The sequence below is a fragment of the Actinoallomurus acanthiterrae genome (assembly GCF_054775715.1).
In genome coordinates this window covers 729,145-752,161 of sequence record NZ_BAAHCO010000001.1, presented here as the reverse complement: position 1 = coordinate 752,161, position 23,017 = coordinate 729,145, and the positions used below count along the sequence as shown (strand labels likewise).

Sequence of the window (23,017 nt, the reverse complement as noted above, 5' to 3'; positions counted from 1 at the left end):
CCCACCAGGGATCTGACATGCCGATCCACCAGGGAACCGTGAGTGTCGTCACCGGCGCCGCCCGCGGTATCGGACGAGCCATAGCGACGCATCTGCACGCCCTGGGCGGCCACGTCGTGGCCGTCGACATCGACGGAGCAGTCGCCGAACCCGACGACGGCCGGTCGTGGCGCGCGGTCGTCGGCGACGTCACCGACCCGGCGGTCCAGGACGCGTGCCTCGCCGCCGCGGACTCCTCGCCCGGCGACCTCGCCGTGCTCGTGAACTGCGCCTTCGCCGAAGAACGAGCTCCCCTGCTCGACGGCACCCCGGCGGGATGGGACCGTACGTTCGCCGTGTCGCTCAATGCCCCGGTCGAGATGAGCCGCAGGTTCGTGGCGGCCCTGGACTCACGACCGGGGGCGATCGTCAACGTCGCGTCCGTACACGCCTTCCGCGGGGCGCCCACGTTCGGCGCCTACGCGGCCGCGAAGGCGGCACTGGTCGCCTTCACCCGGAACGCCGCGGTGGAGTGGGGCCCCCTCGGCGTCCGGGTCAACGCGGTCGCCCCCGGATTCATCGCGGTGGAGCGCAACGCCCACATCTGGCGCGATCCGGCCGGCCTCGCCGCGGCCGTCGACAGGGCGCCGCTGCAACGTCCCGGCCGCCCCGAGGAGGTCGCCCGATGTGTGGCCTTCCTCGCCGGTCCCGATGCCTCGTTCGTCACCGGCGCCGTCCTTCCCGTGGACGGAGGCGTCCTCGCACGACTCCCGGAAGGAGATCGGCCATGAGCCAGTCAGTCCTCCAGGTCCGTGACCTCGTCACGTGCTTCGACTCCGAACGCGGACTGGTGCGGGCGGTGAACGGCGTCTCCTTCGACGTCCGCGCCGGTGAGACGCTCGCCCTCGTCGGCGAGTCCGGATCGGGCAAGTCGGTGACCGCCATGTCCCTGCTCCGGATGGTGCGCCCGCCCGGACGCGTCGAGTCCGGCGAGATCCGCTACCAGGGCCGCGACCTGCTGGCACTCGACGAGAAGGAGATGCGCGAGGTCCGCGGCGGCGGCATCAGCATGGTCTTCCAGGACCCGATGTCCTCGCTGAACCCCGTGATGAAGATTCGCACCCAGCTCGTCGAGGCGATGCTCAGCCACGGCAAGTTCACCGGCGCGCAGGCGCGCGACCGCGCGGTCGACCTGATGAAACGGGTCGGCATCCCCGACCCCGACGCCCGGCTCGCCGACTACCCGCACGCCTTCTCCGGCGGGATGCGGCAACGCGTCATGATCGCGATGGCCCTGGCCAACGACCCCGAGGTCGTCATCGCCGACGAGCCCACCACGGCCCTCGACGTGACGATCCAGGCGCAGATCCTCGACCTCCTCGCCGAGCTCAGCCGTGACCTCGGGACCGCGATCGTGCTCATCACGCACAACCTCGGTGTGGTCGCCCGGTCGTGCCAACGCGTCGCGGTGATGTACGGCGGGCGCGTCGTCGAGCAGGCGCCGGTGGATGAGCTCTTCACCCACCCCCGCCACCCCTACACCCGAGCCCTGCTGGCCGCGACCCCACGCCTCGCCGCCTCCCGGGGGCTGCCGCTCGTGCCGATCGAGGGCCGCCCGCCGGACCTGGTCGCACCGATACCCGGATGCCCGTACGCGCCACGCTGTGACGTGGCCGCGGAACGCTGTCACGAAGAGCACCCGCCGACGTACGCCGACGAAGGCACCGGCCGGGACTGGGCGTGCTGGGTCGCCGGACCGGACGGCGACCTGCCGCCGGCCGTCAAGCCCGGTGTGCCCGCGCCGCGGGAGCACACGGCAGGTCCGGACACCCCGCTGCTCGAGGTGACCGAGCTGGTGAAGACCTTCCCGGTGAAGCGGCGCACCTCGCCGTTGCGCCGGACCACGCGGTACGTCAGCGCCGTCGACGGCGTCAGTCTGTCGATCGCCGCCGGCGAGACGGTAGGGCTGGTCGGCGAGTCCGGCTGCGGCAAGTCGAGCGTGGCCAAGGCGCTCCTCGGCATCCACCCGGCCACGTCGGGCACCATCCGGTTCGACGGCCGGGACGTCGGAGTCCTGCGGGGCTCGGACCTCGCCTGGTACCGCGGCCAGACGCAACTGGTGTTCCAGGATCCGATGTCCTCGCTGAACCCCCGCCTCACGGTCGGCGACGCGGTACGAGAACCCCTTCTCGTGCACGGCCTGGCCAAGGGAGAGCAGGCACGGCGCCGCGTCGCGGAACTCCTGGAGCTCGTGGGTCTCGACCCGACGGCGGCCACCCGCTACCCGCACGAGTTCTCCGGCGGCCAGCGGCAGCGCGTCGTCATCGCGCGGGCGCTCGCGGTGAACCCTCGGCTGCTGGTCTGCGACGAAGCGGTCTCCGCGCTCGACGTCTCCCTCCAGGCACAGATCATCAGCCTGCTGCAGGACCTGCAGCGACGGCTCGGCCTGTCCTACCTGTTCATCGGGCACGACCTGGCGACCGTCCGCTACGTCTCGCACCGCATCATGGTCATGTACCTCGGGCAGATCGTGGAGTCCGGCCCGTCCGAGGAGATCACCGCCGACCCGCAGCACCCGTACACCGCCGGCCTGCTCTCCGCCGTGCCGGAGCCGGATCCCGCCCACGAGCGGCAACGGGAGCGCATCGTGCTCGGCGGTGACGTGCCCAGCCCGATCGACCCACCCCCGGCGTGCCGTTTCCACAGCCGCTGCCCGATCGGGCCGCTGACCGACCCCGACCGCACCATCTGCGCCACCGAGCGACCGCCCCTACGGCAGGTCGCCCCTGGCCGGTACGCCGCCTGCCACTTCCCCGGCGAGCTGCGCCAAAGTGGTCTCGTGGAAGCGGTGTCATGACGGTCGATCTCCTCACGTACGGCGAGACCATGGGCCTGCTGGACGCCGACCGCATCGGTCCCCTGCGCCTCGGCGGTCCGATGCGCCTGTCCATGGCCGGGGCCGAGAGCACCGTCGCCATCGGTGTGGCCCGGCTCGGCGGGTCCGCGCGGTGGATCGGCGTCGTCGGTGACGACGAGGTCGGCGCCCTGATCACGCGGGTGCTGCGCGCCGAAGGCGTCCAGACGGACGGAGTCACCGTCGTCGACGACGTACCGACCGGTCTGCTGCTCAAGGAGAGACGCAGCGCGGGCGTCTCCCGGGTGAACTACTACCGGCGAGGCAACGCGGGTTCGCGGCTCTCCCCCGAGCACGTACGCCCGGAGGACGTCGCCGGCGCGAAGATCCTCCATCTCTCGGGCATCACGCCCGCCCTGTCCGCGACCGCCCGGCAAGCGGTATTCGACGCTCTCGACCTCGCGAAACGCACCGACACGACGGTGTGCGTCGACCTGAACCACCGGTCGAGGCTGTGGCCACCGGCCGAGGCGAGACCCGTCCTCGCCGAGATGGTCGCGCGTGCCGACATCGTGCTCGCCACGACCGAGGAGGCCGCTCTGCTGATCGACGGAACCTCGACCGACGCCGCCGAGGCCGCCCGCCTGCTGGGCAGGCTCGGCCCGAGGCTGGCCGTCGTCAAGCGCGGCGCCGACGGCGCGGTGGCCTGCGATGACGGCCGGATCCGGGACGTCGCTCCGCGCCCGGCCGACGTCGTCGACCCGGTGGGCGCGGGTGACGCGTTCGCGGCGGGTCTCCTCGCCGATCTCGCGTCGGGCCGGCCGGCCGCGCACGCGCTGGAGACCGCGGCGAGCGTCGCGGCCGTCAACGTCGCCTGCCCCGGCGACTGGGAGGGACTGCCCACCCGCGCCGACCTCCGCCAGCATCGGGGGAATGATGTCCTCCGCTGACCTGGACGCGTCCGGCGACGGTCCCGCCGTCGTCCCCCGGCTCCCACCCAGGCTCGATCCGGCCCCGGTGGGCGGGCTTGAGAGTCTCCGCCGCAGGAACACGGCGCAGGTCGCCCAGGCGCTCCTTCACCACGGCGCGTCCGCCCGCGCCGAGATCGCCCGGATGACCGGGCTCAGCGCCACCAGCCTCACCAAGATCACCGCATACATGATCCGGATGCGCATGATCCGCGAACTGGCCGCCGTCTCGGGAGGAGACACCGGCCGGCCACGAGTACCGGTCGCGCTCGACACCTCCTACCACCGCTTCATCGGCCTGCACATCGGACTGCGCCGGACCACCGGCGGCCTGCTCGATCTCGCGGGCAACGTCGTCGTGGAGCACGCCGTCACGCACCGCCGGCCGACCCGCTCCGGCATCCTCGCCGAAGCACGGGACCTGCGCACCGAGCTGGAAGCGGCCGCCGGAGGAGCCGACCGGGTGCTCGGCACCGGTGTCGTGACGGGCGGACGTGTCGACCCAGCCCGGGGGGTCGTCGTCGAGCACCCGCTGCTGGGCTGGAGAGACGTGCCGCTCGCGACCGAGATCGCGCCGGCCGGCCATCCCGTCCTGGTGGACAGCAGCGTTCGTGGCCTGGCGCTGGCCGAGACCTACCTCGGCGCCGCGCGCGACACGAGTTCCTCGGTCTTCCTCTTCATCGGCAACATCGTCGGCGCCGGGCTCATGATCGACGGCCGGCTGAGGAAGGGCCACGACGCCGCGGCCGGCACCATCGACCACCTGTCGCTCGGCGCCGACGCGCTTGGCGAGCGGTGCCGTTGTGGCCGTCGCGACTGCCTCGCGGCGCTGGCCAGCGACGTCGCCGTCCTCGCGAAGGCACGCAGCGCCGGTCTGGTACGCCCGCACGGGTCGTTCGAGGCACTGGTGAAGAAGTCGCGGTCCGGCGATCCGGCGGCGGCCGACCTCCTCCGGACCCGCGCCGAACTGGCCGGAGTGGCCGCGGCCACCCTCCTCGACCTGCTCGACCCGGACCTCCTCGTGCTCGGCGGCGGCCTGCTCCAGACGCCGGAACACCTCGGTGCCCTGCGCTCCGCCGCCGCCGCGGCTCACCCGCCCGGACGCGGCGGACCGCATCGTGCCGACCGGTCTGGGTGAGGGCTCCCTCGTACGCGGATCGGCCAGCCTCGTCCTGCACGCCTTCTTCACCGACCCGGCCGGCATGCTGCCCACTCATCTGACCGGAGCCGGGCCGCAGGCGGGTAGCGGTGGCTACGGCCAGGCGAGGGGATCGGCGTAGAAGGCGTCGAGCACCGGTGTCGCCGCGCCCTGGACGAGACCCGACGGCCCGACCAGGACCGCGGGCTGGACGGGGGTCGGCTCGCGCCCGCCGACCACCCGTTCGCGGGCCGCCGACACGACCTGTTCGAAGCGCTCCTTGGACGAGACGACGTCGCCGCCGCCGATGATCGCGAGGTCCGGGTCGTGGACGTCGATCAGTGCGGCCACGGTCGTACCGACGCGGGCGGCCCGCCGTTCGAGCATCCGGCGTGCCGTGCGCCCCTCGGCCCCCGCGCTCTCGGAGATCTTGACGAGGTCGTCGATGGTCGTGCCGCCCGGCAGCAGCCCGCGCTGCTGCGCCGCGAGCGTGAGCGCGGCGTCGCTGGCCACCGCCCACAGGCAGTCACGGCGTCCACACGTGCACGGGACGGCGGACCGGGAACCGGAGCTGACGTGGTCGATGAGCCCCGCCGCGTCGTGCTGGCCACGCGCGATGTCCCCGTGCACCACGTGCGCGCACCCGATGACGTTGCCGACGAAGACGTAGAGAACGTTCTGCGCGCCGGCGGCCGCCGCGAGCCGGGCCTCGGCCAGTGCCAGCGCCCGGACGGTGGACTCCACGCGGGGCACCGGCAGGCCGTCGACCCGGAGCCCCTCCGAAAAGGCCACGTCACGCCAGCCCAGTCCCTCGAAGGCGCGTACGGCGCCGGACTCGGGCGGCACCCAGCCACCCGTGCAGGCGCCGTAGCCCACCACGTCCTCACGTCGTACGCCGGACTGCTCGACCACCTCACGCACCAGCCGGGTGGCGGTCGAAAGCACGCTCCGGGGCGCGGCGCTGCCGTGCTTGCGGGACCGCAGCGCGACCACCTGACCGGCCAGGTCGACGAGCCCGGCGGTGACCCGCTGCAGTCCGACGTGCACGCCCACGAATCGATGCCGCTCCAGGTTGAGCGTCAGGGGCCGGCGCGGCCCGGCCCCGCCCCCGCGCCTGCGCCGGCTCGGTCTGCGGGGTCTCCGCGATGTACCCGGCTCGCTCCAGCTCAACGATGATCTTGGTGATGGCGGCGGCGCTGAGGCCCACGTTGGATGCGATCTCCGAGCGCGACACCGCGTCGTGGGCACGAATCTCGGACAGGACCGCGGAGGCGTTACTACGCCGCAGGCTGTCGAGCTGCTGACCGAGCTGGCGACCCTGCACCGCCGTTCGCGTCGTCACGAGGCTCCTTCCTGCGTCGGCCGGACAGCGGCTGATTCGGTTGATCCTACGTGCGCCCGGGGCCGGGCCGTGGCGGCCTGGAACACGGCGGTCCGGACGGCCGGCGCACGTGCCGGCCGTCCGGATCTCAGGAACCGGACGAGCTCAGGAACCGCAGCTTCGCCCGCTCCCGGGGAACCGCAGCAGCGTCACGCTGTGCGGCTCGAAGTCGTGGCTCATTACGCCACCGCCGATCTTCTCCTGTGAGGTGCGCACGCTGATGTCGTTCGGATGGTCGGGGGCGTTGTACGACTCGACCGAGGCGCCGTTCACCGTCGAGACGCTCACCGGGCCGTCCCCGCTGGGCGACGCGATGTCGGCCGGCACGGCGTGCTCGGCGTCGCGGTTGACGACCATGGTCCGGATGACGCCGCCGGTGCACGTGGACACCACGCGAAGCGTGGCGTACGTGCCCGCCGGCGCCGTAAGGGCCGGATTGCCGGTCACGGTGCTCGTGACGACGTCGCCACCGGCCATCGTGGCGTACAGCCCCAGCATGTCGGCCCGGCCCGTCATGAGGAAGTCCGGTGGGCTGCCGAACAGATTCTGCGGATCCGGCGACCCGTCGGCCAGGGGAAGGCCGGCGGTGTTGGAGTTGATCGACGCCCTGACGTCGTTCTCCAGCTGGCCGGCGACCTGCGCGGCGAGGTACAGGACGTGAGCGAGCCGTGCCTCGTAGGCGGGCGCGGGCGTGTTGAGCGTGCCGTACTCGGTGACGAGCAGGTCCGGCCGGGTGGCGACGTCAGGGAAGTAATGCGCCATCCGATCGCGCAGGTCACGCAGGTCGGCGTCCCGATTCGCGGCCGCGACCTGCAGGTTGCCGTAGCGCGTGAGCGTGCCGTCCGCCGGCGGCGTGCTGTAGGAGTGCGTGCCCAGGCAGTCGTACGGGCGCGACCCCATCGCCTCGACGAACTCCGGGCGGCCCCAGCCCGAGCAGACCTTGATCGAGGGGTCGACCGCCTTCATCGCCGTACGGAAAGCGCTGTAGCCCTGGTGGACGCCGCTGGTGTACTCGATCGACAGGGACGCTCCTGCGGGCGGGACCGCTCCGTGGGTCCCGTCGCCGAAGTGGACGATCCCGTCGGCCTTGTCGACGGTGTAGACCTGCGCGTCGGGTGCCTGCCCGGCGAGACTTCCGACCCGCTGCCAGGGGCTGCCCGCGACGCGGAGCACCGGCTCGGCGATCGGCCCGTCGCCGACTCCCGCGGCGCCCTTGTCGTCACCGGGCAGGGCGATGGGAGCGAATCTGACCCGGTACTCCTGGTTCGGCTGACCCGTGCCCTGGCGGCGGGTCGCCAGGTCACAGCCGAGGAACAGGCCGTCGTTGTCCTGGTAGGCGGCGTCCTTCGCGGTCTGCCGCTGCCAGCCGCCGTCGATGAACTGCTGGAGACGCGTCGCCGCGTCGCCCGACCACCAGTAGTGCTGGCCGACGAGGTAGGGCTCGTTCCCGAACTCCCAGTAGTGGATGCCGTAGGGCTTGGGATGACCGTTACGCGCGCGTACGTCGCCCCAGTCCACGCCGCCGTTCGGGTTCGTCGCCTTACCGTCGGCGGGAGCGTTCATGTACTCGACGAAGTCGGCGGCGTCGGCGGCGGACTGGTTGATGGCGGACACCATCATCATCGTCTCGCCGCCGATGGAGTGGACGTACTTCTCGTTCTCGTCGGGACCGAACCGGCTGTCCGTCGGAGCGAATCGGCCGTTCGCGAAGCCGCCCGACGTCTGGCACTTCCGCTGGTCCTGCGGGCCGATCGCCCCCTTGAAGTCGAACATGTTCGCGACGGTTCCGCCGGGGTAGCGGAGCATGTCGAGGCCGGTCTTCCTGCTCAGCCGGACGATCCCGTCCGCGGGCTGCCCGGCGGCGGAGTTCCAGATCCCCTTGCCGTCGTCCGGCCACCGCTGGTTGGCGCCCACGATCGCCGCGGGGACGTTCTCGACCGGGCGGCCGTCCGCCGTCACGTACCGCTCCTGGGAGACGGTGATCCTCGTCGCCGTCGCGGGCGCCCCGGCACCAGCGCCCGGCTCCGCCGAGGCCTGGTTCGGCAGGAGCACGGTCACGGTGACCACCGACGTGAGCGCCGCCGTCACCAGGGGCCTCGATCGTCGCGGTGGCTCCGGACGTCTTGGCCGTCTGAGAGGACTGATTGCGAGATGCCCGAACATGCGCTTCTCCTCGTGTGGGCTCCGCTGAGCGGATGTGGGTCAGGAGCCGGCCCCGATGACCCGACCCTAGAGGATTAATTTCACAGTGTGAAGCAAATAGGCATGTGAGATCAGGCGAGCAGCTCATGCCGGCCCGCGTGGTCGGCCGTGGTCCTCATGAGGCGGACGTACGTCGCTCGGCGACCGTGGTGAGCACGTGCCGGGCCAGGACGACGCCCGCGTCAGGTGCGCCGGCCGCCGACGCGTGGGCGGACATCGCCGCGATCCGCGCCGGGTCGGTGAGCAGCGGGATCAGGGTGGTCTCGATCCAGGCCGGGTCGAGGTCGGCGTCGTCGACGAGCAGTGCCCCGCCGGCCGCGACGACCGGCTCGGCGTTCAGCCGCTGCTCACCGCCGCGCCGCGACAGCGGGACGTACGCGGCCGGCAGGCCGACGCGCGGTCCTGTCACGCCTACCTCTCCTGCCATCGATACTTTCAAAACGCTCTGGCAACTTCTTTGGCCGGGTCGACTATGTGATGGGAAAATCAAAATACGTGTCTGGATAGGGTTCGTCGCTCAGTGTGTAGTGCCACCACTCGCAGTCGTACCGATTAAAACCGCAGGCCTCCATGATGGAGCAGAGGTGTTGGCGGTTTCTCGCTTCGACCGGCGTGATTCCTTGTGCTCCGTGATGCGAGATCGGATCCATCAGATCATGGTCACCGCCCATGGGAGCGAGTTCACCGGTGGCCAGGTGATAGAGCGTCAGGTCGACCGTGCTGCCCCGGCTGTGACCCGACTTCGCGGCCACATATCCCTTTTCGAACATCTCGGGTCTGTCGATATTCGGGTAGTGCCGGAGCTTCGTCCGGCCGTCCTCCGGCTGTTCTGACCAGCGCAGAAAGCAGTCTACGGCGCGTTGCGGGCGGTATGCGTCCCAAAGAAGCAGGCCGAAGCCGAGGGATGCGGCCTTTTCCTGCGCTGCCCTCAGGGCCGCACACAGAGCCCTCGTGCCGACAATTCGATTTGCCCCGTACCCGTCCACGGGTTTGCCGGTGAAGTTGTCCCAGGTGGCGTACTTGGCATCCCACCGTATTCCAGGTGCGGACTCGTCCACGAAGACGAAATCGTCCTTCATCGGACTTTCCCCGTCAGCGCCAACGACACGACCCGGTCGATCACTTCGGTAAGCGGCAACCCCGCGGCCGCCATCATCCTCGGGTAACGGCTGTATGAGGTCATGCCGGGCAAGGTATTGACCTCGTTGAGGACCACTGTTCCGTCTTCCTTCAGGAACATGTCCACTCGCGACAGCCCCCTGCATCCGAGAGCGCGATATATGGCCTTCGCCGTCTCCTGGACGAGCGAGCGCGACTCTGCCGAAATATCGGCGGGCACGACCGGTGTTGAGTTTTCGGAACCGCTTTCAGGCGCACTCTCCTGATGGATTCTGAAAAAGCCATGAGATAGAGCAATTCGATCTACCTCGCCGGCGACCAGCTCCAGCTCGTTGCCCAAGATGGCGCATCCGACCTCGCTGCCGACGACGGCTTCTTCGATCAACACCTTCGAGTCGTACTGCCTTGCGGTCTCGACCGCACTCGGCAGTTCTTCTTTGCGCGATACCTTGCTGACGCCGAACGACGACCCGGAACGGGCCGGCTTGACAAAGACGGGGTAGGTAAGCCGGTCGGGATCGAGATTCTCGTTCGCCGCGACGACCCAGAAATTCGGCGTGGCGATTCCCGCGGCTCTGGCGACGATGTAAGCAAGGGACTTGTCCATGCACAGGGCGGAACTTTGGACATCGCAGCCGACGTAGGGGATGCCGGAGAACTCCAGCAAACCCTGGATCGCGCCGTCCTCGCCGAACTTGCCGTGCAGAACGGGCAACACGAGGTCCAGACTGATCACTTCGTATCGTCCCTGCTCCAGGACGAGCAGTCCGTGGACGCTGCTGTCCGGTGACAGCACGGCCGGACGGCAACCGCCGTTCTCCCAGTCCGCGCCAGGGCCGTCACAGAGCTTCCAGGCACCGCTCTTCGTGATCCCGATCCAGAACGGTTCATACTTTTCGGTATCGAGGTTCTTCGCGACCTCTTGCGCGGACTTGAGGGATACGGGGTGCTCTTCGGAAGAGCCCCCGAATATGACTCCGACCTTCAACCTATCCATGCTGCTTCCCGCTTTCGAAGTTCAAGCAGTTGATGAGACTGTTTTCAACGGTGTCGCTCAGGGCGTGGTCCGTGTAATAGGCGATGTGCGGGCTGATGAGCACATTCGGCAGTCGCTGTAGCCGCAACAACGATTCGCTCTCAATAAGCTTGTTTCTGCAGTCAGCGTAGAATATTCCTTCCTCTCCTTCGAGGACATCCAACGCCGCGCCGCCCAATCTGCCGCTTTCCAACGCCGAGACAAGGGCCTCAGTGTCAAGAAGTGGACCGCGTCCAGTATTGATAATGAACGCACCGTCCTTCAGCTGCGCGATGCGTTGCCGATTGAGGAGATGGTGCGTGTCCGCGTTGAGCGGGGTATGGAGCGTTACGATGTCGCTCCCCTGTAGCAATTCATCGAGCGGGACGTACTCGGCGGCGGCCGCCTTGGGGCGATTGTCGTAGGCCAGTATTCGGCAGCCAAAACCTCGCAGCCTGTCCATGACCGCGGCGCCGATGCGCCCTGTTCCAACTACCCCTATGACCAGGTCGCGCAGCTCCTGCCCGCGTACGTCGCTCAGTCTGTAGTCATGAGCATCAGCGCGACGGATGATGGATTTCGCATTGCGCACCACCATCAACATCAGCATCAGTGTGTAGTCGGCCACACTGTCCGGCGAATAGGCGACATTTCCAACAGCGATGCCGACGCTCTCCGCGTACTTCACATTGATGTGGTTATATCCAATGCTTCTCGTGGAGATATACTCCACGCCGGCTCGACTGAGTGCGAGAAGGGTGGGGTTCGTGACCTGAGTCTTATGACCAACGCTGATGCATCGGTTTCCGAATGCCAGTTCAATATTGGCTTCGGATACCGCTTCCTCTGTGATGGTCGGCGTTACGCCAAAGCGAGGTGCCAGCTCTCGGAACAAGACGGCCTCGTCCTGCTCGCATCCATAAATCGTGATTCCCATTGCTGGGACGACCGAGGAGGACGACGGCGCCAGCGACCGGGTGCGGCGGGCCGCTGTTCGTGCTGGTTCGCTGTAGGACATGCCCCCAGTCAAGGGAGCGGGCTGTTGCCAGAACGTATGTGGTTTTCGATATTTCGACGATATGTTACTGACCAGTAAAAAGCGGGATCCGACGTCCAGGCTGTCGTGTTGTCCGGGTCGATCGCACGAGGCTCGCGCCGAACGGCTGGGACCACCGTATGGGGACGGCGAACCGTATATCGCCGGCATATCGAAAAACCGATACGTTCTGGCAACATCACGCTCCCTTGATTAGAAGCATGAGCTACCGCGAACCGGCCTCCGCCGACCTCGTCAGCCCGCTTCCGCTCGCCGTCATCTCGGTCGGCCGGCTGTCGCCGCGCAGTGCAGGCCCCCGCGCGGCCCGGGCATGATCCCGCTCAGCCTCGGCGAGATCGCCGCGGTCGTCGGCGGGACGGTCGAGGGCGACGGCGCCGTGACAGTGACCGCGCCGGCCGTGCTCGACGGGCGACAGGCCGAGCCGGGCGGCCTCTTCGTCGCCTTCGCCGGGGAGCACGTCGACGGACACGACTACGCCGACCAGGCCGGCCGGGCCGGCGCGGTGGCCGTTCTCGGCTTCCGGCCCACGCCGTTGCCCACCGTCGTCGTCAAGGACGCCCAGGCCGCACTGCAGGCGCTCGCCACCCACGTCGTGGCCCGGCTGCGCGACGGGCTGGTCGTCGTCGGGCTGACCGGCTCCCAGGGCAAGACCGGCACCAAGGACCTGCTGGCGGCCGTGCTCTCGAGCGCCGAGCCGACGATCGCCACGATCGGCTCGCTCAACAACGAGCTCGGTGTGCCGCTCACCATGCTGCGCTCCGACGCGGCCACCCGATTCCTCGTCCTCGAGATGGGAGCCCGCCGCATCGGCGACATCGCCGACCTCACCGACCTGGTCGCGCCCGACATCGCCGTCGTCCTCAACGTCGGCCAGGCCCACATCGGCGAGTTCGGGTCGCGCGGGGCCATCGCCAAGGCCAAGGGCGAGCTGGTGCGTGGGCTGGCGCCCGCCGGTACCGCCGTCCTCAACGCCGACGACCCCCGCGTGGTCGCGATGCGCTCGCTCACCGACGGCCCGGTGCTGACCTTCGGCCGGGCCGAGCACGCCGACGTGCGGGTGCTCGACCTGACGCTGGACCGGCTCGGCCGGCCGTCCTTCACGCTGCGGACCGCCGACGCCTCGGCTCCCGTCGCGCTGCCGCTCGTAGGCGCCCACCAGGCGCTCAATGCTTCGGCCGCCGCGGCGGCGGGGCTGGCGGCCGGCGTACCCCTCGACGTGGCCGCGGCGGCGCTGGCCACCGCCTCGCTGTCGAAGTGGCGCATGGAGCTGCGCGACCTCGCCGGCGGCGCGACACTGCTCAACGACTCCTACAACGCCAACCCCGACTCGACCCGCGCCGCCCTGGACGCGCTGGCGGCGATCGAGGGCGGCCGCCGCATCGCCGTCCTCGGCGAGATGCTCGAGCTCGGCGACGACAGCGAGGCCGAGCACCGCGCCATCGGGGAGTACGCCGCCTCCCGGGCCGACGTGGTGGTCGCGGTCGGCGAGGCCGCCCTGCCGCTCGCCGCCGGCGCGGGCGAGCGGGCGGTGGCGCTGGCCGACAACGACGCGGCCGTCGACTGGCTGCGCGGCCATCTCGCCGCCGGCGATGTGGTGCTCGTCAAGGCCTCCCGCGGGGCGCACCTCGACGAGGTCGCCGCCGCGCTCGCGTAGTTCGGCGGGGCGAGTCAGAAGAGCGCAGGGGGCTTCGCCGCCCGTACCCCTGGCCTGTTCTGGTTTCAGCCCGGGTCTATCTCGGCGACCCGGCCGTTGGTGACATGCAGACGGCGGGTGGTGTGCACCGCGTTGATCATCCGGCGGTCGTGGGTCACCAGCAGCAGGGTGCCGGGGTAGGAATCGAGCGCGGACTCCAGCTGTTCGATCGCCGCCAGGTCGAGATGGTTGGTCGGCTCGTCCAGGACGAGCAGGTTCACGCCCCGTGCCTGAAGCAACGCCAGGGCTGCCCGGGTGCGCTCACCGGGGGACAACGTCGCCGCGGGGCGGGTCACGTGCGCGGCGCGCAGACCGAACTTCGCCAGCAGGGTACGGATCTCCGCCGGCGGCAAGTCGGGAACCGCCGCGCCGAAGGCGTCCAGAAGGGCGTTCTCGCCGAGGAACAGCGCTCGCGCCTGGTCGACCTCGCCCACGACCACGCCCGGGCCGAGCGCTGCGTGGCCTTCGGTGAGTTCGGCCCGGCCCAGCAGCGCCGCCAGGAGCGTCGACTTGCCCGCCCCGTTGGCACCGGTGATCGCGACCCGTTCGGCCCAGCCGATCTGCAGGTCGACGGGCCCCAGAGTGAAGTCTCCGAGCCGCAGCACCGCGGAGCGCAGGGTCGCCACCACGGCACCGGAGCGTGGCGCGACGGCGATCTCCATCCGCAGCTCCCACTCCTTGCGGGGCTCCTCGACCACGTCGAGGCGTTCGATCGCACGCTCGGTCTGGCGGACCTTGGAGGCCTGCTTCTCACTCGCGTCGGCGCGGAAGTTCCGGCCGACCTTGTCGTTGTCTCCTCCGTTGGCGCCCCGGGCCTTCTTCCTGGCGTTCCTGACGCCCTTGGCGGCCCAGTCCCGTTGCGTCCGGCCCCGCTGCTCCAGCGCGGCGACCTTGCTCGCGTACTCCTCGTAGTCGGCGCGGGCGTGCCCGCGGGCGACCTCGCGCTCGGCCAGGTACGCGGCGTAACCGCCGCCGTAGACGTTCACCTGCTGCTGGGCCAGGTCCAGCTCCACCACCCGGGTGACCGTCCGGTCCAGGAACTCGCGGTCGTGGCTGACCAGCACCGTGCCGGCCCGCAGGCTCGTGACGAACCGCTCCAGCCGCTCCAGCCCGTCCAGATCCAGGTCGTTGGTGGGCTCGTCGAGCAGAAAGATGTCATAGCGGCTGAGCAGCAGCGACGCCATCCCCGCGCGGGCCGCCTGCCCGCCGGACAACGAGGTCATCCGCTGGTCGAGGCCGGCCGCCAGCCCCAGCTCGGCGGCCACCTCCCCGGCCCGGTCCTCCAGATCGGCGCCTCCCAGCGCCAGCCATCGATCCAGGGCGGAGGCGTATTCGTCATCGGCCCCCTCACGCCCACCGACGAGGCCCTCGGTCGCGGCGTCCAGCTCCCGCTGAGCCCGTGCCACCCCGGTACGCCGGGCGAGGAAGCCGATCACCGTCTCGCCATCGCGCCGCTCGGGCTCCTGTGGCAGGTAGCCGACGACCGCCGACGACGGGCTGAGCATCACGGAACCGCCCTCGGGGGTAAGCAGCCCCCCAAGGGTCCGCAGCAGGGTGGACTTCCCCGCGCCGTTGACCCCGACCAGCCCGATGACTTCTCCGGTGGAGACGACCAGGTCGAGCCCGGAGAACAGGACACGGTCACCGTGCCCGGCGGCGAGATCCTTCGCGACAAGGGTTGCTGTCATAGAACGCCAACGCTATCCGCCGACGAGCGGTCGCCGAACCCGGCCGACGGTGGGTCAGAAGCGGCTCGCGTTCACGGACATCGTCGTTCCTTCACCCGCGGTCGGGTGTATATCGTCCGAAGAGTCTGCCGAGGAGATCAGCGTGACCGTGTCAGCAGAGCTCGCCGAGATCCACGAATGGTGGGCGCAACGATCCGGCCTCCCGGGCCAGGCGGCGGCCTTCCGGATCGCCGGCAGCGCCTACGACCAGGTCACCCCCGCCGGTGTCGACAACCCGTACTGGAAGATCGTCCGGCAGCTGCCGTCGGTGCGCGAAGCCGGGCAGGGGATCTGTCCCGACGGTTTCGCCCGCGGGCTTCCCGTCGGGCATCACCTGCTGACCAAGCGCTACTCGTGGGCGATCCCCTCACCTGGCGATATCGCCTGGCTCACCCGGATCCTGGGCGGTCGCGGCCTGGTCGAGATCGGTGCGGGCTCGGGCTACTGGGCGTGGCAGGCAGAACAGGCCGGCATCGACACCATCGCGTACGAGCCCGTGAGTTCCTCCACCAACGCCTACACCGACGGCACCGAATACGCCGCCGTCCGGCGAGATGGCCCGACCGCCGCCCGGCACCACCCCGACCGGGCCCTGCTGCTGTGCTGGCCATCTCAGGGCGACCCGTGGGCGAGCGATGCCCTCCACGCCTACACCGGCGACCTGGTGATCTACATCGGGCAAGGTGCGGGCGGCCGCTGTGCCGATGATGACTTCTTTCGGCTTCTCGCCCGGGCATGGACGCCGATCGGTTCCAGCGTCCACCACGTCACCTGGCGGCATGCCCACAGCGCGATGACGGCCTATCGCCGCGGGAACTGAACCGCCGCCACGGACGACTACCGGGTACGCGTGACGGTGCCGCCGCGGGCATGCCCGCGGCGGCGGGAGAAGCGTCGGCGCAGAGCCACGGCTCGTAGCGCCGGCCGTCTCAGAGCTTGACGAGCTTGGCGTAGGGCGCCGGGATTCGTTCTGTCTGCGAGCCGAAATCCACGATCACGGCGATGCCTTCCTCGACACCGGTGACCACACCGAGGCCGTACCTGTCATGGCTCACCTTGTCGTGCAGGGCGAACTCCTCAACGGGCACGGCGACCGGGGCTTTGAAGGGACTGGTGGGCAAGTGACGCCGGGTGGCGGCGTGGGAGCGTCTCATGACACAACCAGTATGCGCCATGTTCGCCGATCAAGCCCGTACGAACTCCCAACTGGGCCCCAACTACCGGGCTGCACGAGAGCGGCGACCGCCCAGAACACCAGACGGGGCTGTGCGCGACCGGCCCTGGGTCATGGTCGCCTGGTACCGGAGGAGTATGCTAAATCGTGACCCAGGAGCTTCCGCGTCGACAGTCGAGCCGGCGCCTCACGGGCGTCTCGCCAGCGCGGCCTTCAGTCACAGGCCAGGACAGGTCTATTACGCCCTATGCCACCGCGTGTCGTTCCATAACGACAGTGCGGAGGTGCCGTGCTCCATCGACCGAGTCGGCTCCGTTCGCCGTGATCTAGCCATTCCCAGCGCGGTCGGCGCGCTACCCGCTGGGACGCCCGTCCTCAGTCGGCGAGCGACCTCGCCTCGACATCCATGCTCACCGCGGCCGCGCTCGGCCGCGTCATCTCGAACCGGAGACCTATCGATGCATCACACCACCGCCCGCGCCGGGCTCTTGAGCCGCCGCCTACCCGGCCATACCCTCATCGCGCTACGCGGAGAACTCGACATCGCGACCACCGCGGCACTCCGCACCCGGATCCTCACTATCCTCGCGGACACCACCACGCCGGTCATCATCGACCTGTCCGCCGTATCCTTCTGCGACGCCTCCGGTCTGGCCCTGCTCGTAGGCACCCAGCGCCGCGCGCGGCTGCACGGGCTCGCCGTCACCCTCGCCGCGCCCCGTCCGAACGTGAGCAAGTTGCTGCGCATCACCGGCCTCGACCGCGCCTTCGTCGTCCGCCCCACCCTCGCCGACGCCCAGCTCGGCCACGTGCGTACGAATCACCGCGCCGCGGCGTGACCCTGGCTCACGCCTGACCGCGCGAACCCGCCTCTTACCGGCGGGCGGGCAGCGAGCCGCGGACACGGGCCTCTGGACGAGCGAGGCCTCTTCGCTCGTGCCGATGCCGCGTGGCAGAGGCGGTCTCAGGTATGAAGATGATCGATGCCGATCGGTCGGCAGTGTTCATGTCATGTTTCTTCGGGGGGATCAAGTGCCGTTCACATCCGGACCCAAGACGACGTCCGAGCTGCTCACCGAGCTCGAGCCGGTCGTCGCGGCCGAGCTCGACCGTCATCTGTCCACGGCGAAGGAATGGTTCCCGCATCAGTACGTGCCGTGGAGCCGGGGCCGTGACTTCGACGGTCCGCTGGACGGTGAACCATGGTCACCCGAGGATTCCACGGTCTCTCCCGCGGCGAGGGAGGCGCTGATCGTCAACCTCCTCACCGAGGACAATCTGCCGGGCTACCACCGCGAGATCCACGCGCTCTTTGGCCGGGACGGCGCGTGGGGCACCTGGGTGGAGCGCTGGACGGCCGAGGAGAATCGCCACGGCATCGTCATCCGCGACTACCTCACCGTCACCCGGGCCGTGGATCCGGTCGCGCTCGAACGGGCCCGCATGAAGCACATGCAGAGCGGTTACCAGGCCGACCACGGCGACAAGATGCTCCATGGCCTCGCCTACGTCTCCTTCCAGGAGCTGGCGACGCGCATCTCTCACCGCAACACCGGCAAGGCCTCGGGCGACCCGGTGTGCGAGCGGCTGCTGGCGCGAGTGGCCGCCGACGAGAACCTCCACATGCTCTTCTACCGCAACCTGCTCGCCGCGGCCTTCGAGCTGTCCCCCGACGAGACGATGCGCGCCGTCACCGACGTCGTGACGAACTTCCAGATGCCCGGCCACACCATCGACGGCTTCCTGCGCAAGTCGGCCGCCATCGCCAACGCCGGAATCTATGACCCGCGCATCCACCTCGACGATGTCCTGTCCCCGGTCCTGCGGCAATGGCGGGTCTTCGAACTCGAAGGCTTGGGCGCCGACGGGGAGAAGGCCCGCCAGGAACTCTCGGACTTCATGGAACGGCTGGAGACGACGGCGGCCCGATTCACCGAACGCCGTGCCGAACGCCGGGCGCGGACGGCCGGTGCGCCGGACGATGAGCGGTCGCGCTGATCGACACAGTGACCGCCGGATGCGCCGCCCCAGAGCGACTGGGCCGCACGAGCCGCCGGACACCGGGCCGACAGGCCCGGTGTCCGGCGGAAACACCGACCCTGCGGAAACACCCGCATGAGCCCGCCGACATCCCCGTGACCTGGGATATGGTCGAAATGACCGAGGTATCCATGTGGGCCGACAGCCGGTCGGCATTGCCCCGGTCGCTCACTACTTCGGCCTTCACGGCCGGGACGGGCCCGGCGAACATGACGCCACAACAACCGGACGGCGGCATGGACATGGGCAGGACGTCCGACGCCCGGTCGCGCCAAGCTCAATCCCCCAGAATCCCCGACCGGCCGAACACGCAGGCCGTTCCCAGCGGCTCCCGCCCCGGTGAGGGCCGGACCGGGTCGGCCGACCATTCGGAAACAGCGAGCTTCCGCGCGAAACGGACCACTCAACGGCCGCAGGTCGAACCTCTGCCATCCGATGCTTCGGAGACGTGTCTGTGCGGGGACCCGGCGGATTTCGTCGTGGACACCCAGTGGTTCAGCGGACGCCACTCGCGCGATCCCGTGTGCCGCCGCCATGTCACCGAGGTCGTGGCGGCCATCGCCGATCGACAGGCTCGGCGCGACGGACGATGACCCGGCCCGACCCACCCGGACGCCCTGCGCGGTCCTTCTTAGAAGGAGGTCGCCTCCAGGCTGTCGAGGCTGTGGATCACCGCCGACTCCAAGCTCGGTGAGGCGGCGTCCACGGCCCGCCACACGTATCCGTCCGGCCGGATGATCGCCGCGCCGACGCCAGACCAGGCCGGACCGGCGGTTTCCGCGAGCGGGCCGGCATGCGTCTCGATGCCCATGGCCGACGCGGACTCGACCGCCCGGCCCAGTCGGTCGCCGCCGGACAGGTCCAGGAGCACCGGCCGGCCGCCGTGCAGGGCGCCGAAGATGGTCGAATCCGGCTCGGCCGCGGGCGCTCTCGTACCGGCCAGTGGGTGTGCCGCCGGATCGGCGGGCGGGTAGGTGACGTCGAGCGCGGCCAGCTTCTCGGCGAGGGTGCGCTCAAGGTCCGGGTGGGACGCGATCAGGTCGCGGAGCAGGGAGCGCAGCGCCTGCCCGTCCGGTGTGATCGCGGTGATCAGCGCCCCCTGGGCCAGCGTGTGCTCGGCCAGCGCCTCGCCCACCGGGTGGCGTTCGTCGTGGTAGCTCTCGAGCAGGCCCGCCTTCGCGCGGCCCTGCACCTCGGCGGCCAGCTTCCAGCCGAGGTTCATCGCGTCCTGCACGCCGACGTTGAGTCCGACGCCGCCGGCCGGCCAGTGCATGTGCGCGGCGTCTCCGGCGAGCAGCACGCGGTTCTCGCGGTAGGTCGCCGCGTGGCGTGTGGCGTTGCCGAACCGGGTGAGCCAGCTCGGATCGCGCATGCCGTAGTCGGTGCCGGTCACCCGGCGCGTGATGGCCCGCAGCGCCTCCAGGGTGAGCTCATCACCGGCGTTCTGGTTCTCCGGGTCGAAGCCGGTGACCCGGTACCGTCCCCCGCCGATCGGCAGCGCGATCACCGCGCCCGCCGCGTTGTGCATGCTGACCACGGTGGCGGGAGGGTCGTCCAGGACGACCTCGCCGATGAAGCCGTACGCCGTGCTGTCCGTACCGGGGAAGTCGATGCCGGCGGCCTTGCGGACCGTGCTGCCGGCGCCGTCGCAGCCGACCACGAACCGGGCACTGAGGGTCGAGGTCCCGTCCGCGCCGGCCACCTCCACCGTGACCGACGAATCGTCCTGCGTCAGACCCGTGACGGATCGCCCGCGCACGATGGGGACGCCGAGGTCCCTCGCGCGGCGTTCGAGCAGCTCTTCGGTGCGTACCTGCGGATACGCGAGCATGAAGGGGTACGGGGTGTCGAGCCCGGTGAAGTCGAGCCGGCTCTCGAGCATGCCGAAATGCCAGTTGGGCACGGGAGCCCCCTCGGCGACGAACTGCTTCGCGAGGCCCCGCATCGCCAGCACCTCGATCGTACGGGGATGCAGTCCGAGCGCCTTCGAGTGCGGGCTGCGCTGCTCGTCGCGCTCGAGGACCAGTGTGGACACGCCCGCCAGCGCGAGCTCGGCGGCGAGCCAGAGCCCGACCGGCCCGGCGCCCACGACGATGACCTGCGCGGACGCTTTCTCCATGATGCCGTTCACATTCATAGTAATACCATTACAACGAATATCTGCTCGTTAGAATCACGTCATGCCGCCTCGCCACTACACGTCCGAGATCCGGAGCCGGCATGCCGCGGACACCCGGCGGGTGATCATCAAGGCGGCCCGGGAGCTGTTCGCCAGGCAGGGCTACACGCGCACCAGCGTGGCCGAGGTCGCGGCCGCGGCCGGCGTCGCCGTGAACACCGTCTATACGAGCGTGGGCGGCAAGTCCGCGCTGATCCTGGCGATGACCGAGGACAGCGCCGCCGACACGGTCGGCTCCGACAGCCTGCGGAGGATCGCCACGCTCGACGACCCGCGAGAGATTCTCCGGGTCACCGCGGAAGGCACCGGGACGGTGCAGCGCAGGCAGCACAAGACCCTCACGATCCTGCTCGACAACCGAAACGCCGACCCGGACATCTCAGCCGCCGCCGACTTCGCCACCCGGTTCGTCCAGGAGCGGTTCGGCGTCATCGCCGAACGGCTGATCGAGACGGGTGGCGTGCGTCCCGAGCTCGCCAGGACACGGGTCGAGCAGACGCTCTGGTTCTTCTTCGGCTTCGACGCCTGGCGAACCGTCCGCGGCATGGGCTGGACCTGGGCGGACGCGACGGAATGGCTGGCCACTCAGGCCGCTCACGCCCTGCTGCCACCGGAGGCGTAGCGCCCCCGCTTCATTCGCTCGATGACGCGTCTCATTCGCTCGAGGACGCGTCCGCCATCGCGTCGACGGCCTGCGTCAGCTCGCGCAGAGCCGGAAGCGCGCCGGCCAGGGCTCGGTTGTGGCTCTGATCCAGGGATGCCAGCGCCGCCTCGATGATCGAGGTGTTGGTGCTCTTCCACCCCTCGACGGCCTCGAGCCCCTTGTCCGTCAGCTTCAGCGCGACCGCACGGCCATCGCGGCCGCCCGCCGAGCGGGTGATGAGGCCTTTGGCGTGCAAGCCGTTGACCAGGGTGGTCACCGAGTTCCGGGCCAGTCGCAGCCGCCGCGCGAGCTCGCCCGGGCGGACGCCCGGCTCATCCGCCACCGCCGACAGAAGCTCCAACTGCGCCACCGCCAGGGGATTGGCCGGGTCGACGGTACGAGCCGCACGGCGCATCGCACGCCGCAGTCGAGCGACCGTGTCGGCGAGCTCGGGCCCGGCGGGGCCCGGCCTCGTGATGTCCTCGGCGGATCGATCGAGCTCGTTCATGACCGTCATTGTCGCTCGGTTTGATAGACCTTTCGCGCCGTTCCCGGTCGACCGGACCTGGCGTACGCGGCGCTCACGATGGCCGCCAGGCCCGCGACCGCCATCATCGCGACCGCCGTACGCGCGCCGCCGGCGTCCTTTCCCGCCACGTGCAGCGCGAACGTGACCAGCGCGATGCCCAGCGCGGTGCCGATCCCCCGGGTCATGCTGACCATTCCCCCGCCGGTGCCGGAGAGCCGCGCCGGAACGGCCGACATGATCACGGTGTTGTTCGCCGGGATGAACACTCCCAGGCCGATTCCCAGCAGTCCGAGCAGCACGACCACCGGACCGGTCGCGGCCGGAGCCAGAACCAGCAGCGCCAGGGCCGCCAGGGCGACCGCCGCACCGCCGACGCCGCGGGCCCGGTTCCCCCACCGGCGCGGCAGGACTCGGTCGGTACCCAGAGCCGCGATCGCGAATCCGACGGGCAACGCCGTCAGCACCAAGCCGGCGTGCGCCGCCCCGCCGGGCAGGATCTGCGGCATCAGCGCCAGTGGCCCGAACAGCACCAGATAACCGCACAGCGCCCCGAACAGCCCCGTCGCCATCCCCGGAGCGCGGAGCAGAGCCGGATCGATGAGCGGGAAGCGCGCACGCCGTTCCCGGATCCACAACCCGATCCACGCGGCACCGGACAGGCCCAGCAGGGCGAGGATCGCGGAACCGGGCAGCCCCAGCCCCGAAGCGCCCGACAGCGCGACCAGCAGGGCGGTCGTGGCGGTCGCGAGGAGCAGGAGCCCCGGCCAGTCGAGACGCCGTACGGTGCTGCGTTCGCGCGTGCGAGGCAGCAGGTAGTGACCGGCCACGATCGCCGCGCACCCGACGGGCACGTTGATCCAGAACACCCAGCGCCAGCCCGCGGAGGCCACCAGCAGTCCCCCGGCGGTCGGCCCGAGCGCGAGGCCCAACGCCTGACCGGCGGCCTGCAGCCCCAGCCCCTGGCGCAACCGCTCACGTGGCACGCTGGCACTGACGAGGGCGACGCTGTTCGCCTGCAACATCGCCGCCCCGGCCGCCTGCACCAGCCGGAAGACCACGAGCGATTCCAGGGACGGCGCCAGCCCGCACGCGGCCGACGCGACGGTGAACACCACGAAGCCCTGCAGGTAGACGAGTTTGCGGCCGGCCGCGTCGGCCAACCGACCCACCGCCGCCAGCAGGCCGACCAGCACCAGCAGGTACCCCAGCGACACCCACTGCACCGACGCCAGCGGAGCGCCGAACTCTCGCTGGATGGCCGGGTATGCCAGCGTGACGATGCTCGCGTCCAGTTGCCCCATGAACGCGCCCACGCATAC

The 23,017-nt window shown here is 70.1% G+C and carries 21 protein-coding genes and 1 pseudogene; 10 read left to right on the top strand and 12 right to left on the bottom strand.

The annotated features are described in order from the left end of the window. The first annotated feature begins 17 nt into the window (after window positions 1-17). Genes ACYVF7_RS03685 through ACYVF7_RS03665 form a run of 5 tightly spaced genes read left to right on the top strand, consistent with a single transcriptional unit; the run spans window position 18 to window position 5,081 of the window. Entirely contained in the window at window positions 18-770 is a 753-nt protein-coding gene (locus tag ACYVF7_RS03685) for an SDR family NAD(P)-dependent oxidoreductase (protein ID WP_460334834.1), read from the top strand. Then, window positions 767-2,836, top strand: coding sequence for an ABC transporter ATP-binding protein (locus tag ACYVF7_RS03680; protein WP_460334831.1), 2,070 nt, complete (start codon window positions 767-769; stop codon window positions 2,834-2,836). The genes ACYVF7_RS03685 and ACYVF7_RS03680 overlap by 4 nt, the downstream gene beginning before the upstream one ends. After that, window positions 2,833-3,783, top strand: a complete 951-nt coding sequence (locus tag ACYVF7_RS03675; protein WP_460334829.1) for a sugar kinase — start codon at window positions 2,833-2,835, stop codon at window positions 3,781-3,783. The genes ACYVF7_RS03680 and ACYVF7_RS03675 overlap by 4 nt, the downstream gene beginning before the upstream one ends. Continuing rightward, the gene (locus ACYVF7_RS03670) at window positions 3,767-4,939 is read left to right on the top strand and encodes an ROK family protein (RefSeq protein ID WP_460334826.1); all 1,173 of its coding nucleotides are present in this window, start codon (window positions 3,767-3,769) and stop codon (window positions 4,937-4,939) included. Before ACYVF7_RS03675 ends, ACYVF7_RS03670 begins: the two co-directional genes overlap by 17 nt. Next, window positions 4,920-5,081, top strand: a complete 162-nt coding sequence (locus tag ACYVF7_RS03665; protein ID WP_460334823.1) for a hypothetical protein — start codon at window positions 4,920-4,922, stop codon at window positions 5,079-5,081. The genes ACYVF7_RS03670 and ACYVF7_RS03665 overlap by 20 nt, the downstream gene beginning before the upstream one ends. On the opposite strand, the gene ACYVF7_RS03660 is transcribed toward ACYVF7_RS03665, so the two are convergent. The 7 genes and pseudogenes from ACYVF7_RS03660 to vanH all read right to left on the bottom strand — a co-directional run bounded on the left by ACYVF7_RS03660 (window position 5,054) and on the right by vanH (window position 11,593). Next, on the bottom strand, window positions 5,054-5,986 hold the full coding sequence (locus ACYVF7_RS03660) for an ROK family protein (protein WP_460334820.1): 933 nt from the start codon (window positions 5,984-5,986) through the stop codon (window positions 5,054-5,056). The two genes, ACYVF7_RS03665 and ACYVF7_RS03660, sit on opposite strands and share 28 nt — an antisense overlap. 94 nt (window positions 5,987-6,080) lie before the next feature. Further along, window positions 6,081-6,263: pseudogene (locus ACYVF7_RS03655) on the bottom strand (MarR family transcriptional regulator); the annotation flags it as partial. 162 nt (window positions 6,264-6,425) lie between these two features. Beyond that, complete coding sequence (locus ACYVF7_RS03650) at window positions 6,426-8,408, bottom strand: hypothetical protein (protein ID WP_460334817.1); 1,983 nt, start codon at window positions 8,406-8,408, stop codon at window positions 6,426-6,428. A 229-nt stretch (window positions 8,409-8,637) separates the two neighbouring features. Beyond that, a complete protein-coding gene (locus ACYVF7_RS03645; RefSeq protein WP_460334814.1) occupies window positions 8,638-8,931 on the bottom strand; it encodes a glycosyltransferase in 294 nt (97 codons plus the stop codon). Between the two features lie 61 nt (window positions 8,932-8,992). Continuing rightward, on the bottom strand, window positions 8,993-9,601 hold the full coding sequence (gene vanX / locus ACYVF7_RS03640; protein WP_460334811.1) for a D-Ala-D-Ala dipeptidase VanX: 609 nt from the start codon (window positions 9,599-9,601) through the stop codon (window positions 8,993-8,995). Then, window positions 9,598-10,638: a D-alanine--(R)-lactate ligase VanA-Sc gene (gene vanA-Sc / locus ACYVF7_RS03635; protein ID WP_460334809.1), complete on the bottom strand. Its 1,041-nt coding sequence runs from the start codon at window positions 10,636-10,638 to the stop codon at window positions 9,598-9,600. The genes vanX and vanA-Sc overlap by 4 nt, the downstream gene beginning before the upstream one ends. Next, a complete protein-coding gene (vanH, locus tag ACYVF7_RS03630; protein WP_460357776.1) occupies window positions 10,631-11,593 on the bottom strand; it encodes a D-lactate dehydrogenase VanH in 963 nt (320 codons plus the stop codon). Before vanH ends, vanA-Sc begins: the two co-directional genes overlap by 8 nt. Before the next feature lie 430 nt (window positions 11,594-12,023). Here vanH and ACYVF7_RS03625 point away from each other — a divergent pair, with 430 nt between their 5' ends. Further along, entirely contained in the window at window positions 12,024-13,367 is a 1,344-nt protein-coding gene (locus ACYVF7_RS03625; protein ID WP_460334806.1) for a UDP-N-acetylmuramoyl-tripeptide--D-alanyl-D-alanine ligase, read from the top strand. A 65-nt stretch (window positions 13,368-13,432) separates the two neighbouring features. Here the strand turns inward: ACYVF7_RS03625 and ACYVF7_RS03620 are convergent, their stop codons facing one another. Beyond that, window positions 13,433-15,094 (bottom strand): ABC-F family ATP-binding cassette domain-containing protein, encoded by a 1,662-nt coding sequence (locus tag ACYVF7_RS03620; RefSeq protein WP_460334803.1) that lies wholly within the window; start codon window positions 15,092-15,094, stop codon window positions 13,433-13,435. A 142-nt stretch (window positions 15,095-15,236) separates the two neighbouring features. Here ACYVF7_RS03620 and ACYVF7_RS03615 point away from each other — a divergent pair, with 142 nt between their 5' ends. Beyond that, entirely contained in the window at window positions 15,237-15,953 is a 717-nt protein-coding gene (locus ACYVF7_RS03615) for a hypothetical protein (RefSeq protein ID WP_460334800.1), read from the top strand. Between the two features lie 109 nt (window positions 15,954-16,062). On the opposite strand, the gene ACYVF7_RS03610 is transcribed toward ACYVF7_RS03615, so the two are convergent. After that, window positions 16,063-16,287: a hypothetical protein gene (locus tag ACYVF7_RS03610; protein WP_460334797.1), complete on the bottom strand. Its 225-nt coding sequence runs from the start codon at window positions 16,285-16,287 to the stop codon at window positions 16,063-16,065. Between the two features lie 478 nt (window positions 16,288-16,765). On the opposite strand from ACYVF7_RS03610, the gene ACYVF7_RS03605 reads away from it, so the two are divergent. Together ACYVF7_RS03605 and ACYVF7_RS03600 are read left to right on the top strand one after the other, a co-directional pair. Next, on the top strand, window positions 16,766-17,146 hold the full coding sequence (locus tag ACYVF7_RS03605) for an STAS domain-containing protein (protein WP_460334794.1): 381 nt from the start codon (window positions 16,766-16,768) through the stop codon (window positions 17,144-17,146). Window positions 17,147-17,339: 193 nt separating this feature from the next. Next, a complete protein-coding gene (locus ACYVF7_RS03600) occupies window positions 17,340-18,305 on the top strand; it encodes an acyl-ACP desaturase (protein ID WP_460334791.1) in 966 nt (321 codons plus the stop codon). Between the two features lie 673 nt (window positions 18,306-18,978). On the opposite strand, the gene ACYVF7_RS03595 is transcribed toward ACYVF7_RS03600, so the two are convergent. Continuing rightward, on the bottom strand, window positions 18,979-20,466 hold the full coding sequence (locus ACYVF7_RS03595) for an FAD-dependent monooxygenase (RefSeq protein WP_460334787.1): 1,488 nt from the start codon (window positions 20,464-20,466) through the stop codon (window positions 18,979-18,981). 61 nt (window positions 20,467-20,527) lie between these two features. Here ACYVF7_RS03595 and ACYVF7_RS03590 point away from each other — a divergent pair, with 61 nt between their 5' ends. Further along, complete coding sequence (locus ACYVF7_RS03590; protein WP_460334784.1) at window positions 20,528-21,148, top strand: TetR/AcrR family transcriptional regulator; 621 nt, start codon at window positions 20,528-20,530, stop codon at window positions 21,146-21,148. 31 nt (window positions 21,149-21,179) lie between these two features. On the opposite strand, the gene ACYVF7_RS03585 is transcribed toward ACYVF7_RS03590, so the two are convergent. Next, window positions 21,180-21,677, bottom strand: coding sequence for a MarR family winged helix-turn-helix transcriptional regulator (locus tag ACYVF7_RS03585; RefSeq protein WP_460334781.1), 498 nt, complete (start codon window positions 21,675-21,677; stop codon window positions 21,180-21,182). 5 nt (window positions 21,678-21,682) lie between these two features. Beyond that, window positions 21,683-23,011 carry an MFS transporter gene (locus tag ACYVF7_RS03580; protein ID WP_460334778.1) on the bottom strand — a complete coding sequence of 443 codons (1,329 nt, stop codon included), beginning with the start codon at window positions 23,009-23,011 and terminating at the stop codon, window positions 21,683-21,685. Window positions 23,012-23,017: the final 6 nt, after the last annotated feature.